A 14250-nucleotide genomic window follows, 5' to 3' on the forward strand; every position below is an offset into this window, starting at 1 on the left:
TTTACATCAAAGCGTTACGTAATATTTCTGATGTGGTTTATGCGCGCACCCGAGGGCTGGTCCCTAAGCCCTTATGTGGACATGCGTTTACGCCGACGGCGCTCGAAGAGATAGGCGATCATCAGATACAGGTAGACCACCATGTAGATATTGGTGGTGCCAAGCATATCCCCGCGGTTGCCGGTGCTTCCGGGCTGGTAAGGACCGCCCCAGCCCTCGGCCGTCGTCCATATCCCGAAGGAATACAGAAATCCGATCGGTAGAAACCATTCCTGCCAGCGCTTCAGGAGCAGGCTCGCCGCCAGAACCGTCTCGATGACTGCCGCGAAGACACCAAACACGGTCTGCCCCACGAGTTGGATCGCCGCGATGAAGAACCCGATATAGGCGGCAACCCAGGCGGGCTGGCCGACCTCGGCTTGTTGCAGATAGGACAGGCTATGTTCGAAAAATGCCGGCTGCCATTTCCAGAACGCATCGAATGCCCACAAAAGCCCGAACAGGATGCGCACGACCTCGATGCGTCCGGTCCCGACCACGGGCTGCGATTTCGGTCCGATGGCAAGTCGCTGCTCCGAAGGCACCGACAGAACCGCCAAGAATACGAGCGCATACACGATGGCGGTTCCCGGATCCGTGGAGCCGGGCTGAAAGGGGCCGCCCAGGCCTCCCACGGTCACCCAGAGCGCGAGGCTGTAGACGATCCCCAGGCGCGCCATGGGCCGCACCGCGAAGCCCGTGATGAGCGAGATCGCGAGCAGCCCATCCAGAACTACGGTGCCGATCGCCACGTGGCGCGGACCCAGCACGGTCACGACATGAATGACGCCATGAAGGAAGGCCTGCACCACGTGCGGTTGCCCCTTGAGCCGCTTGACGATGGATGTCAGAAAACGGCCCACGTAAGCGCTATTGGCCTCGAGTATCGTGTTGATCAGCCAGATCACACCAAAGAGGATACGCATTCCGGCAAAGGCCAGCTCCTGACTCCCGGTGTAACGTGACGATCGGTCCTCAAACATGCAACAGGCTCTCCTTTCGCTGCGGTTGCCAATAAGATATTGCTCCCTCGCAATCGGACTATAGTACAAAGGCATGGTGCCTGCCCACCGCCCCATCGCCCCGACTTGCGCATATCGCCGTCTTCGGCTCGGTCCCGGACCAGTCCCGCCCGCACGCGCTTCGCGCACGTGCCGTGGAAGGCCCGTGGGAGATGGGGGAGGAGGGGACGATACCCGGTTCACGAAAAAGCGCGGAGGCCACAAGCCTCGCTGCGGACAGGGCCATGGCCTCCATGCAAGGCAGGGCCCATACGACGGCAAGTGGACTCGTCGTCCGGCCTGCCGCTCCTTTCATCGATCCGGCGGCCGTCGCCCCTCATGGGCCCTTGGCGCGCTCAAAAGCTGCGTCTACCATGCCTTCCGCCCGTCCATCGGGAACATCCCCCACGGGCGCGCTAAAAGGAGCGAGGAGTCCATCATGTCGAAATCCCTGAGGTTTCCGAAAATCCTGGCTCGCGGTCTGTTCATCCTCGCCGGGACGAGCATTCTGGCCGGCTGCTTCTTTGCCCCGCCAGGTGACTATGAGCACCATGGATGTTACCGGTGTGGTGACTATGACCATCATTATGATCATCGCGACCATCGCGACGATCGGGGCGATGACTGACGCGTCGCATCCCGAGATTCTGTCTTCGCGTTCCCGCCTGGGCCGACAACCCAGGCGGTTCCCAAAGATCCCCGAGCACACCCCATCGTCCCTAACCCCAAGCGGAATCCACGCCCGCACATAGATCGCCCGGCAGCAAGAAGCCCTCGGGTCTGCGGACTGTAGACGGCAGCCGGCTTCACCATTCAAGTGTCTCTCGCGGCACGCGCCTGCGGTCGCCACACCTCCTGCAAGGTTCAGGGGCGCGACGCGTCGTCCTCGGGTTCGCCACCGCAGGCCCAAGACCGTGGCCGCATCCAGCGCCGTCCGGGGCCGCCCCGGACGACTCCCATTGGTTCGTATAATGTATATTATGTTAAATCACAGACGCCAGAACATAAGGCGAGTTAATGCCAACTCGCCTTTGAGCCCTTGTTGCACCATTACGGACGCGGCCGCCACGGGTATCCGGAGACCGGCTCCCCGCCTCATCGGGCCGGGGCCATAAACAGGTCGCAGATGGCGTACTCGGCCTGGCACGTATCCCCTGCACGATTTCTGCGCGATAATGCGAGACGCGAGGTCATCATGGAGGAGCCTAATAAATGAACACGAACGAAGGGCTGTTGGATCGCGTCATCCGCGTCATCATCGGACTTGTCTTGATCGCGCTTGCAGTAACTGGTCGCTGGGCGCCCTGGGGTTGGATCGGGGTCCTGCCTCTCATCACGGGCCTTGTGGGGTTCTGCGGCCTTTACCAGATACTCGGCATCAAGACCTGTCCCGTAAGAACGGAGAAACATCGGCCGTCGTAAAGGGCGATATTTCTTGGCAGCGACCGAAACGGCACCAGCGGCCCTTTCGGGTGAGACAAGGCGTGTGCGCCCAGGGACTGCGGGCTCGCATTATCGTGCATGGCGTGCAACTTCGGGAGGAACTCGATGGCGGAGACGATCAGCGGAAATGCCTTTCACGCCGCGTTGACCGGCCCTTTCAGCGGTATCGTGAGCTGGGCACAGCTCACGGAATTGTGGGCCACGGTGCGTGCGTGTCCGGAGGGATGGTATATCTACGCGATCGGCGAACCGGTGCCCACCGGCATAGCCGACCCCGAGGCCTTGATACGATTCACCGAGGAGATCGATACGCTTTTGCGGCGCGAGCATCGCGAAGACTACTGTGGCATCGTCTACGCCGACGACAAGGCGCAGCCGAGCTTCATCAAGATCTTCGACCCCCACAACCTGGGGAGCTCGTGCGGCAGCTCCGGCGTAAAGACCCTGCCGGGATGGCTATTGACGCGTATGCCTCCGGAAACACTGGGCGATCCCCGACCCTTGCCGGAGAGCCGGAAGCGCTGGTGGCGGGGACTTTTTCAACGCCAGCCCGCCTAAGGGCGGTTTTGCCTTTAGGTTGCAGCTGCCATAATCCCCGCATGCGTCATGGGGTGTTCGGTCATAATTGCGCCCCGCGCCCCGCCCCTATTCTCGGCCCATTGCGGGTCGAGGCCCCGCATGCGGAGAAAGGGAATTGCCAAAAACGATCGACCTCTATACAAGCCCCGGATGCCCGGATTGCGCGGCGCTGAAGGCGTGGTTTGCGGCACACGACATAACATTCACGGAACACGACTTGAGCCGACCGGGAGCCGCCGATAAGGCCAAGACGGAATTCGGTGTGCGCATCGCCCCCATCACGGTGTACGAGGGACAGGTGTTCTACGGAGCCGCCCAGGAGCAATTACCGCGATTGCAGCGCCTCTTCGGTCTCGATTGAACGTACCTCACCTGTTAAAAACGGCCTCGATCTTCCGCAAAGGCGCGCGGGCACGTTTAAGAAATACGATTAAGATATTGCAGTAACAATCTAATTCCCAACGTTTTATTTTAGGATGAGTCTTTCCATGGGATACGCGCGACTCACGCGCGAAGCGCGGCTTTTGATCGTTATTCGGGCCGCGCGTAGCGTAGGCCAAGGGGCGCTTGTCGTGGACTTCGCGCTCTATTTGCACGCGCTCCACTGGTCCGCCCCCGCAATCGGGGGGCTTTTCATGGTGGCGCTGCTGGCGTCGGCGACACTCGCGCTGTTCGTGGGACCGTTATCCGATACACGCGGGCGCAAGGCCTTCTTGCAGGCCTATGAGTGGGTCCAGGTGGCGGCGGCCCTCATGGCGCTCACGAATTCGCATAGCGCCGTGCTTGTGATCGCGGCCATTCTTGGTGGCTTTGGCCACGGCTTGAATGGGGGCGCCGGCCCTTTTGCGCCGGTCGAGCTCGCCTGGCTTTCCGAGATGGTCGAGGCCCGGGACCGTGCCGCGGTCTATAGCCTGAACACGGCCATGGGGTTTTCGGGTATGGCGCTGGGGGCCCTGCTCGCTGCGCTCCCCTCCTTTCTGGGAACCCTCCTCCCAGGACCACTGGCCTATCGTCCGCTGTTTCTTTTGGTGCTTATGGGCGCAGCGCTTGCGCTCGTACTGCTACGGGCCATTCCCGAGGCCGCGCGGCCCATGTCCCCCCGCGATCCGGATATCGATACCCGCACGGCGGCCGATGCCATGACACGCGCCGAGAACCGCAAGCTACTCAAGCTCTTTGGGATCAACGCGCTCAACGGGATAGGTATCGGCTTCATGGGGCCGCTGATGGCCTACTGGTTCGCGATCCGCTTCCACCACGGCCCCTTAAGCATAGGGCCGATCATGAGCGTGGCGCTGATCGTCACCGCCATCTCGTCGCTCCTGGTAGGTCGTCTGACCCGTCGGTACGGGGTCGTGAAATCCGTTCTGGCCATGCGCTATCTGGGGCTTGCGGTACTCCTGATACTCCCGCTCTCGCCATCGTTCCCGATCGCAGCCCTCCTCTACATCATCCGATCGGCCCTCAATCGCGGTACGGCTGGTGCCCGCCAGGCCCTTAACCTCGGCCTCGTCCGAGGCCATCGCCGTGGGCTTGCCGCAAGCCTCAACAATGCCTCAATCCAGATGCCGCGCGCCATCGGGCCGGTATTCGCCGGCCTCCTCTATCATGCTGGTTTTCTGGCACTCCCCTTCTTCATTGCCGGCAGCTTCCAGGCGGTCTATCTCATCCTCTATCGCCGGCTATTCCGGGACGCGCCATCAGCGCCACTGTCCTCGCCCTCCGAGTAACATGAACATATCTCTATAACACTTTGTTTATAAATATTATTAATTAACAAAATCGGTACCCATTGGCGCTCGCCAAAAGACCGGCCCAGGCACAGGCGGTGGTCGCAGTGGTCCGTGATAGCGCGTATCCGTGGATTACGCCGCCCCACTGATCGGTACCACTCCAGAATGGCGGGCGGTGCCGCGCACCTGTTGACCCTGTACCAAGGTACGGCCCCTAGACTCATCGCAATCCGGTGAATAGGACTATCGTTATGGCCAATCCGAGCGTTCAAATCCCCGTCACGGGTATGACCTGCGATCATTGCGCGGTGCGCATCGAGAAGGCATTGGCGGCCTTACCCGATGTAAAGGCCCGGGTCTCCTATCCGCAAGCGACAGCCATCATCGAAGACCTGGGACAGGCCACACTCCCCGAGATCATCCAGACTATCCGCACGGCCGGATATGGCGCATCTCTGCCTGACACCGCCCGGACACCGCTCCGAAGGGAGGGTCGCGGCAAGGGCCCGCATATCGCCATCCTAGGCGGCGGCGCGGCGGCGTTCGCCTGCGCCATACGCGCGGCCGAAGACGGGGCGCGCGTGACTATGATCGAAGGCCATTCGGTCATCGGCGGCACCTGTGTCAATGTCGGGTGCGTGCCCTCGAAGATTCTGATCCGCGCGGCCCATGCGGCCCATGATCAGGCGGCCCCGCGCTTCCAGGGCCTGCGGGCGCACACGCCCATCATGGATCGCGCGGAGCTGGTTCGGCAACAGCAGGCGCGCGTCGAGGCCCTGCGGCGGGCCAAGTATGAGGATATCGTGGATGCTCATCCCGGGATCACCCTAAGGCATGCGTATGCACGGTTCCTCGATACCCACACGCTCGGCCTGCTCGATAGCGCGGGTGCCGAGGAGTCCCTTACCGCCGATCGCTTTCTGATCGCCACTGGTGCCTCGCCCGCCATTCCCGATGTGCCCGGATTGACCGACACCCCGTACTGGACCTCGACCGAGGCCCTGGTGGCCACCGAAACGCCCCGGAAGCTGCTGGTGTTGGGGGCATCCGTGGTCGCCGTGGAATTGGCGCAGGCCTTCCGGCGACTGGGATCGGAGGTCACTATCCTGGCCCGCAGCCGTCTCCTGTCCCGCGAGGATGCGGATTTGGGGACGGGCCTGCAGGCGGCCTTCGAGGAAGAAGGGATACGTGTGATGACCGACATCTCCGTGCGCCGCGTCCATCATCAGGACGGGACCTTCACGCTGACCACGTCCCGCGGCATCATCGATGGCGACCGGTTGCTGGTGGCGACCGGTCGCAGACCGAACACCGGCCGTCTGGGCGTGGCCCGCGCTGGTATCCGGGTGGACGACCACGGCGCCATCGTGGTGGACGATCACCTGCGCACCAGTGCGTCCCACATCTATGCCGCCGGGGATTGCTGCGCCCTGCCCCAGTTCGTCTATGTCGCCGCGGCTGCGGGCACGCGTGCCGCCATCAATATGATGGGCGGCGACGCCGTCCTCGATCTCCACGTCATGCCTGCCGTGGTCTTCACAGACCCGCAGGTCGCTACCGTGGGCCTTACGCAAGAGATGGCGCGCGCCCAAGGTCTGGTCGTGGAAACGCGCACGCTGGCGCTCGAAAACGTGCCGCGCGCGCTTGCCAACTTCAATACGCAGGGCTTCATCCGGCTGGTGGTGGAACATCCATTGGGGCGGATCGTGGGGGCCCAGATGTTGGCGGCCGAGGCCGGCGAGGTCATACAGACAGCGGCCATCGCCATAAGCCGGCGCATGGCGGTCGGCGAGCTGGCAGACCAGCTCTTCCCCTACCTGACCATGGTCGAAGGCCTGAAACTCTGCGCGCAGACCTTCACCAAGGACATAAAGCAATTGTCATGCTGCGCGGGGTGACCCGAGCGCGGCGGCGCGGATGGCACGATGAGCCTTGAGAAGGACGACCGGCCGGTCCGGGGTTGCGCATCATCCTCAAGCGGACGCGCGCGGTCCTGGGAACGGGGACGCCTGAAGCGCGAACGCCGCGGGCTTTTAAGGACCTTCACGGGGACACAGCCGTATCCGGGGCCTCGCAGAGCGCCAGCAGCCGGTCCCTGCCGATAGGCTCGTCTTTCAGGAGCGGGATGATAGCGGTCCGGGCGCTGTGACCACTGGCGACGGCCCCGATTTCGCGCCATTCGTGGCGCGCCCGCTCCTGTAGGAGCGGCGAACGCGGGGAGCTGGCGGCCACGCTCATGTTGATCACCCATGCCCACGGCGTGATGCCGGCACGCAGCAGGTCGCGCTGCAATTGCGCAGTCTCGAGCACGGGTGTCGTTTCTGCGAGCGTGACCAGCAGGACCTTGGTCTGTTGGGGGTCTCGCAACTGCATCATGGGTGTCGCCGCGTGCCGATCCGCCGAACCCTTTTGTCGCGCAACCTCGCGGTGATAGGCGCCTGCCGCATCCAGGAGCAATAAGGTATGGCCGGTCGGCGCGGTATCCATCACGATAAAGGATTTGTGGGCCTCGCGGATGACACGCGAGAACGCCTGGAACACTGCGATCTCTTCCGTACAAGGGGAGCGCAAATCCTCTTCCAGCAGGACGCGGCCTTCCGCGTCGAGCTCTGCGCCTTTCGTTTCCAGCACATGCCCGCGGTAGCGATCCGTCTCCGTGTGCGGATCGATGCAACTCACGGTGAGCCCGTCGGGCGCACCATCCAGGGTATGAACGAGGTGGGCGGCCGGGTCGGATGTCGTGAGGTGCACCGGCAGACCACGAGCGACCAGCGCCACGGCTATGGCCGCCGCCAGCGTGGTCTTGCCCACGCCACCCTTCCCCATCAATAGAATCAAACCGTGCCCGTCGGCGGCAATATCATCCACCAGGGTGGCGAGCGACGGCAGATCCCGTTCAACGGAATTCTCGAGGCGGTCCGCCGATCGTGGTGATGACGTCGTCAACAGCCCCCGCAGCGCCTCCAGTCCGACCAGATTGAAGGGCATGAGACCTATCTCGTCGCGTGGCAGGTCTTTAAGGGCCTCGGGGATCATCGCAAGCGCCTCCTGCTCGCGGCGGTGGATGGCAAAGGCCAGCGCGTCCTCTCCGGCTTCGGCGGCGGGCAGCACGCCGTTTATGACCAGGCACTGTCGCGATAGACCCAATGCCGCCAATTCCTGACGCGTACGGGCCACTTCCCGCAAGGCGCCCTGTTGAGCGCGCGCCACCAACACCAGACATGTCCGCTTTGGATCAGCCAAGGCCTCCACCGCCGCCCGATACTGCGCGCGCTGCTTTGCAAGGCCCGCCAGCGGGCCCAGACATGACGCGTCCCCGCGACCGGTCTCAAGAAAACCGCTCCAGGCTCCAGGTAACTGCAGCAAGCGAATGGTGTGGCCGGTGGGTGCGGTATCGAAGACGATATGCTGAAAATGTGAGGTGAGGGCCGCATCGGTCAACAGGGTCGTGAATTCATCGAACGCGGCGATCTCGGTCGTACAGGCCCCCGACAAAGACTCCTCTATCCCTTTCACCACGCCGTCAGGAAGCAAACTGCGAACCGGGGCGATCAAACGCTCGCGATAGACTCCGGCCGCCGCCTCCGGGTCGATCTCAAGGGCGGAAAGTCGCGCAACGGCCGTGATCGGTACGACGTGATTCCCGATATCGACACCGAATACCTGCCCGATATTGGACGCCGGATCGGTACTGACCAAAAGAACGGTCCTCCCGGCTTCGGCCAGGTGCATGGCCGCGGCGCAGGCGATCGAGGTCTTGCCGACCCCTCCTTTGCCCGTAAAAAACAGGAAACGGGACGGCTGATCAAGAAACTTCATCATTCCCCAAGTTCAGCAACACCGGCCACCGGAACAACAGCCGCCCCCGGCGCTCGTGGACGCGGATTCGCTAATGTGCGCCCAGCGCGCGAGTTCGGCACGGTTTGGGTAACGTCCTGCCATGACCACCTGATCACCGATGAGTATCAAGGGCAACGCCTCCTGACCGGAGCGCTCCAGAAAGGCGCTGACAGTCGCGTCTTGGGCGAAGACCAACGGCTCCTGGGCCAGATTCACGCGCTCTATGTCAGCACCACGTTGTCTGGCCCAGTCGACGTCCGCGGCAAATTGCAGCAAGGCCTGATCAACGTCGACACCGCACACGCCGGTACTGCAGCAAAGGGCGGGATCAAATACACGGATGGTTGTCATAAGTTATCCTCACAGATCCAGAATTCACGGTGCATTCAGGGGACAAGGTCACCGATGTGGTCGAGAGCAGCCTTCAGGCGATCTCGATCAGACAGGAGATCAGTAGGCGCAAGGGCACAAAAGGCCTCCACGCGCATGCGCAAGATCCGGTAGGCCGACATGAAGGCCGCATCAATGTCCTGATCGCTGCCGGTTGCATGCGCCGGGTCTTCCACGCCCCAATGGCTGCGTAGAACCGGCCCCAGGTAGGCCGGACAGGTCTCGCCGGCGGCGTTCGAGCAGACCGTAATGACCACATCCGGGACGCGCGGTAAGTCCTCCCACGACTTGCTGTAGAGCCCGTCCGTGGAGATCCCTTCCCGCGCCAGGAGCGCCAGGGACCGGGGATGCACCTTTCCCGTCGGCTGACTTCCCGCACTCATGGCCTTCCAGCCCACCGGTGCCAGATGATTGAACAGGGCCTCGGCGAGAATCGAGCGACAGGAGTTACCGGTGCACAGAAAGAGCACGTTCATGCTATGTGTACCACTCTCCAAAGGGTGGGGAAAGGCTTGGGTGTCGGTGGCCCCAGGCAAAAGGTCCACGCAGTACTCAGGATGGCCGGCACAACATTCGGCGGTAAGATAGGCGACCAAGTCGCGCATGAGGGAAAGATTCGGCCGGTAACGCTGAAAGCGCCCCTCTGGTTTGACCGTGAGCAGGCCCGCCTGCACGAGCGCCTTGAAGTGGAACGAAAGGTTCGTCGGCGGCAGATCGAGGGCCGCCGCAATCTCGCTCGCCACCAACCCTTCCGGGCCCTTACGTACGAGCAGGCGATACACATCCAGGCGCACGCCGGAGGCAAGCGATTCGAGCAGGGCGACGGCCGCATCTTTATGCATATTCGTACTATAGATCGATTATTGAAACGTAGCAAGGCCCCCTTCGCCCCGCGCACGGCTACGAGAGCGTCGCTCGGCCTTGTGAGGAGGCGTTTCCGGCCCGCAAGGCGCGAAGCACGATCGACGCAAAGCCCATCTCAGCCAGCGGACGGCTGCAGAGACATTGCGCAATTGTCCCCGCCCCCCTTCGCGGGGCACCCCCCTTTAGATCTCGATCTCGCCTGTCAGGAACGTCACCGCCTGACCGGACAGTACGACCCGGTCGCCCCGCCACTCGCATTGGATGTCTCCGCCTCGCGCCGATACTTGGCGGCTCGATAGCACGGACTTACCGAGCCGCTCGGCCCAATATGGGGCGAGGGCACAATGCGCCGATCCGGTGACCGGGTCTTCCGGCACTCCGAGCCTCGGTGCAAAGAAACGGCTGATGAAATCGATCCCCCCTGGACCGGCAGGTGCCGGTGCGCTCACGATAATCCCCACACGGTCGAGCCTGGCCAAGGCTACGTAGTCGGGCCGCATCGCGAGCACGCTCCGCGCGTCATCATAAATGGCCAGATAGTCACGCGCGGTCGCCCAGACCTCGGCAGGCTGCGCCCCGAGACCCACCATGAGCCCCGGGGGCGGCACGCAGGGCGTCGCGCGCTTTACCGGGAAGTCCATCACGATGCGCTCATCGTGTTGCATGACTGCGAGGTCACCGCTACGAGTGTGGAACACCACCTGGGTATCAGGCCATCCGAGGTGCTGAAAAAGCACGTGCGCGCAGGCCAGCGTCGCGTGCCCACAGAGATCGACCTCGCAGGATGGCGTAAACCAGCGCAGCGCGAAGCCTGGCGGGGTGGGCACGAAAAATGCTGTCTCGGACAGGTTGTTTTCCGTGGCAATCGCCTGTAAGAGCGCGTCCGGAGGCCAGCCAGACAGTGCCACCACCGCTGCCGGATTGCCGGCAAAGCGCTGCCTGGTGAAGGCATCGACCTGAAACAACGCGGCCTTCACGATCCACGCGCCATCGGGCGGCCTTGCGCATCATCTCGCAGCCGGTCAGGCACCGCGCGGCTGGGCCTCGAGCGTGCCATCCTGTCCGGCGCCGATATGCAAGACATTGAAGACCCAGGTGGCAACCATCACGACCGCAAGATTGACGACCAGGGCATAGAGCGCCGCGTAGGCCGGGAAGGTGTGCCCGGCGATGACCAGCGGATAGATCACGCCCTTGAACGACAGGCTCGCCGCCATACCGGTGCCGGCCGCCATGCCGGCAAGCCAGCCCAGCACTAGCGCATAACGATGCGGCCAGCGCGTATAGAGCCCGATCACGATCGCCGGAAAGGTCTGGATGATCCAGATTCCGCCGAGGAGCTGGAGCATGATCGCGTACTTTTCCGGAACCCCCAATACGAACGCGAGCGCCCCGACCTTCACGAACAACGAGGCGATCTTCGCCGTCCTCGCCTCCCCCCTCTCACTCACGCCGGGGTTCAGAAAGGCCTTGTAGATGTTGCGCGTGAACAGGTTCGCGGCCGCCACCGACATGATGGCGGCGGGAACCAGCGCGCCTATGGCGATGGCGGCGAACGCGAACCCCACGAACCACGAAGGCAGAAAACGCATCAAAAGCGCGGGTACGGCATAGCTCGGCCCGTAGGCCTTGAAGCCCGCCTGGAACTGCGGCAGCGTGTTCACGTGCGCGACGTAGGCCATGTAGCCAAACAGGGCGAGCAGCCCCAGGATGAATGAGTAGGCGGGTAGGAACACGGCGTTTCTTTGCACCACGCCAGCACTCTTCGCGCCCAGCACCCCGGTGATGGTGTGCGGATACATCATGAGCGCGAGCGCCGAACCGAGCGCGAGTGTCGCATAACCGGAATAGATCCCCGTGCTATGCGGCGGGGGCGCCGGGAAGGTCAGCTTGGCGGCCGGGATACGCCCAAAAATGCCCGCCCACCCGCCGAGGTGGGCCGGAATCACGATGATCGCGGTCAGCACGGTCGTGTAGATCAAGAGGTCCTTTACGATGGCGATAAGCGCCGGGGCGCGCAGGCCCCCTGATAAGCGCCGGGGCGCGCAGGCCCCCTGTATAGGTATAGGCCGCCAGGATGACAAAGGCGATCACAAGCGGGGCATCCGCCCATGTCCCGCTGCCACCGATATGGAGGGCCGCCAGCACCACCTGCAGACCCACGAGCTGAAGAGCAATGTATGGCATCGTGGCGAGGATCCCGGTTATGGCCACCAATAACCCGAGCATCCGGCAATCAAACTTGTGCTCGACGAAATCGGCGGCCGTGACATAACCCCGATCGCGCGCGATCGTCCAAAGCCTGGGCATGATCATGAACATCACGGGATACATGACGATCGTGTACGGGAGCGCAAAGAACCCCAGAGCCCCCTGGCCGAACACGAGCGCCGGGACCGCGATGAAGGTATAGGCAGTATAGAGATCCCCGCCCAGCAGAAACCATGTCACGAAGCTCCCGAACCGCCGCCCGCCGAGACCCCATTCGCTCAGAAGGTTGAGGTCGCCCGGCCGCCAGCGACTCGCCCAAAAGCCGAGCCCTGTGACCAAAACAAAGAGCGCCAGGAAAACCCCCAGGGCGGCGCTCATGAGCCGGCCTCATCGGCGCTATCCGCGCCCCGGCCCAGGCGGTAGACGATCCCCGTCAGAAGCACGCTCACCGGGACCCAGGCGAGCTGATACCAGTAAAAAAACGGGAAGCCGAGGATAGTCGGCTGAACGTGGTCATATAAAGGGACATATAAAGTCCCCAAAAACGGAATGACCAGCAACAGGTAGGGCCATCGTGACGCGCTGGCGCTCATACGCTCCTCCCCCGCTTACGTTTTATAGTGTACTGTTTAGTCCGATTAAGCGTACTAAACAGTCGACCCCTGGTCAAATCCGCGACGCCCGGTCCGCCTTGGCCAGCCGTTCATCCAGAGGGACACCGCCTTTTGTTGTATAATGATGGCAAGAGGCCTTAAATGGCGTCCGTGCCCACCCTCTCCGATCCTTTTGTGACCAACGAAACCCATCCGTCATCGCTTTCCGGTGTGACCGCGGAAGGCGTCCTGTCCTCGACCATGCGGGGCGCGGGGGAAGCGTATTTATCGGCCTACGCACTCTATCTGAATGCCACGGCCGCCCAGGTGGGGCTGATCGCCACCCTGCCCGCCCTGATGGGGTCGTTTGCGCAACTGCTTGCCGCCTGGTGGGCTGAACGTCGTGGCGAGCGCCTGGGCCTTACCATCATGGGACTCGCGGCCCAGGGGTTTCTGTGGCTTCCGGTCATTGTCCTGCCGCTCCTGTGGCCTGACCATGCCGTAGCCCTCCTTCTGGTCACGCTCACCCTCTATTACGGCGCCAATCACTTCGCCAATCCGCTCTGGCACAGCCTCATGGGCGATCTCGTTCCCGAAGACATGCGTGGACGCTACTTCGGCGAACGCTCACGCCTCATGAATCTCGCCAATTTCGTGGCGCTCGTGAGTGCCGCCCTGGTGTTGCGACTCGCCAAAAGCCACGGACACACCGAGATCGGTTTTGTCGCCATCTTCACGCTTGCCATGCTCGCGCGCATGCTCTCGATTCCCAGGCTCCGCACGGTGCGCGAGCACGCCTTGCCGAAAGGTCGCCTGAGTCTGCACCCGACGATCCTCTGGCGAGAGATGCGCGGGACACAGTTTTCGCGATTCGCGATCTTTACGGCGGTCATGAGTTTTTCCGCGGGGATCGCCGGACCGTTCTACGCGGTGTACATGCTGCGCGACCTGCATTTCTCCTATATACAGTTCATGGCCACCCAGGCGGTCGTAGTCCTATCGCAGGTGGGGACCCTTACCCTGTGGGGGCGCCTGGGTGACCGGTTCGGTAACCGCTTCGTGCTCGCCGTCACAGGCTCCCTGATCCCCGTGGCCCCCATGCTGTGGCTTACGACCACCCATTTCGGGGCCATCCTCCTGATCCAGCTTCTAAACGGCCTGGCATGGGCGGGCTTTAATCTGAGCGCCGGCAACTTCGTCTACGACAGCGTACCGCGCGAGAAACGCTCCCTCTACAACGCCGTTCATAATATCCTGACGGCGTTTGCCCTGGCCGCCGGGGCGGGCCTTGGAGGCTTCTTCGCAGTCCACGTCCCGGCCACCACCCAGGTGTTCGGGCTTGCGTTTGGCCATAGTCTCCTGTGGGTGTTTTTGATCTCGGGATTGGCGCGCCTCAATACAGCTCTGGCCTTCATTCCCCTGCTGCGCGAGATGCGCGCCGGCACGGCCACGCCGCCGCGACGTCTTGCCACGCTATTCATGAGGCGCACCGGCCCGGCGTAAGTCGCCCCTCTTACCCCTTCAACCAGTTTGCGCGGGAATCCCCGCCATTCAAGG

The 14250-nt window shown here is 62.8% G+C and carries 13 protein-coding genes and 2 pseudogenes; 7 read left to right on the forward strand and 8 right to left on the reverse strand.

Annotated features, from left to right (window positions below; genetic code table 11):
* Positions 1-71: 71 nt before the first annotated feature.
* On the reverse strand, positions 72-1022 hold the full coding sequence (locus tag C4901_RS08920) for a hypothetical protein (RefSeq protein WP_110137029.1): 951 nt from the start codon (positions 1020-1022) through the stop codon (positions 72-74).
* Positions 1023-1479: 457 nt separating this feature from the next.
* Here C4901_RS08920 and C4901_RS08925 point away from each other — a divergent pair, with 457 nt between their 5' ends.
* The 6 genes from C4901_RS08925 to merA all read left to right on the forward strand — a co-directional run bounded on the left by C4901_RS08925 (position 1480) and on the right by merA (position 6693).
* Positions 1480-1668, forward strand: a complete 189-nt coding sequence (locus tag C4901_RS08925; RefSeq protein WP_110137030.1) for a hypothetical protein — start codon at positions 1480-1482, stop codon at positions 1666-1668.
* Positions 1669-2252: 584 nt separating this feature from the next.
* Positions 2253-2462 carry a DUF2892 domain-containing protein gene (locus C4901_RS08930; RefSeq protein ID WP_110137031.1) on the forward strand — a complete coding sequence of 70 codons (210 nt, stop codon included), beginning with the start codon at positions 2253-2255 and terminating at the stop codon, positions 2460-2462.
* A 126-nt stretch (positions 2463-2588) separates the two neighbouring features.
* A complete protein-coding gene (locus tag C4901_RS08935) occupies positions 2589-3041 on the forward strand; it encodes a hypothetical protein (RefSeq protein ID WP_110137032.1) in 453 nt (150 codons plus the stop codon).
* Positions 3042-3177: 136 nt separating this feature from the next.
* A complete protein-coding gene (locus C4901_RS08940; RefSeq protein WP_110137033.1) occupies positions 3178-3423 on the forward strand; it encodes a glutaredoxin family protein in 246 nt (81 codons plus the stop codon).
* A 127-nt stretch (positions 3424-3550) separates the two neighbouring features.
* Complete coding sequence (locus C4901_RS08945) at positions 3551-4792, forward strand: MFS transporter (protein ID WP_205735907.1); 1242 nt, start codon at positions 3551-3553, stop codon at positions 4790-4792.
* Between the two features lie 254 nt (positions 4793-5046).
* On the forward strand, positions 5047-6693 hold the full coding sequence (gene merA / locus C4901_RS08950; RefSeq protein WP_110137035.1) for a mercury(II) reductase: 1647 nt from the start codon (positions 5047-5049) through the stop codon (positions 6691-6693).
* Positions 6694-6838: 145 nt separating this feature from the next.
* Here merA and arsA read toward each other — a convergent pair whose 3' ends face one another.
* The 7 genes and pseudogenes from arsA to C4901_RS08980 form a co-directional block, all read right to left on the reverse strand.
* Positions 6839-8617, reverse strand: coding sequence for an arsenical pump-driving ATPase (gene arsA / locus C4901_RS08955; protein WP_110137036.1), 1779 nt, complete (start codon positions 8615-8617; stop codon positions 6839-6841).
* Positions 8618-8626: 9 nt separating this feature from the next.
* The gene (gene arsD, locus C4901_RS08960; RefSeq protein ID WP_110137037.1) at positions 8627-8986 is read right to left on the reverse strand and encodes an arsenite efflux transporter metallochaperone ArsD; all 360 of its coding nucleotides are present in this window, start codon (positions 8984-8986) and stop codon (positions 8627-8629) included.
* A 35-nt stretch (positions 8987-9021) separates the two neighbouring features.
* On the reverse strand, positions 9022-9501 hold the full coding sequence (locus tag C4901_RS19345) for an arsenate reductase ArsC (RefSeq protein WP_205736290.1): 480 nt from the start codon (positions 9499-9501) through the stop codon (positions 9022-9024).
* Between the two features lie 222 nt (positions 9502-9723).
* Positions 9724-9867, reverse strand: a pseudogene (locus C4901_RS19350) (helix-turn-helix domain-containing protein); the annotation flags it as partial.
* A gap of 204 nt (positions 9868-10071) precedes the next feature.
* Complete coding sequence (locus tag C4901_RS08970; RefSeq protein ID WP_110137039.1) at positions 10072-10866, reverse strand: PhzF family phenazine biosynthesis protein; 795 nt, start codon at positions 10864-10866, stop codon at positions 10072-10074.
* A gap of 45 nt (positions 10867-10911) precedes the next feature.
* Positions 10912-12478: pseudogene (gene mctP, locus C4901_RS19355) on the reverse strand (monocarboxylate uptake permease MctP).
* Positions 12475-12693: a DUF3311 domain-containing protein gene (locus tag C4901_RS08980; protein ID WP_110137040.1), complete on the reverse strand. Its 219-nt coding sequence runs from the start codon at positions 12691-12693 to the stop codon at positions 12475-12477. Before C4901_RS08980 ends, mctP begins: the two are co-directional and overlap by 4 nt.
* 162 nt (positions 12694-12855) lie before the next feature.
* Between C4901_RS08980 and C4901_RS08985 the strand changes: the two genes are divergently transcribed.
* Positions 12856-14196 (forward strand): MFS transporter, encoded by a 1341-nt coding sequence (locus C4901_RS08985; protein ID WP_110137041.1) that lies wholly within the window; start codon positions 12856-12858, stop codon positions 14194-14196.
* Positions 14197-14250 lie beyond the last annotated feature (54 nt).

Source organism: Acidiferrobacter sp. SPIII_3 (genome assembly GCF_003184265.1).
Lineage (GTDB): Bacteria > Pseudomonadota > Gammaproteobacteria > Acidiferrobacterales > Acidiferrobacteraceae > Acidiferrobacter.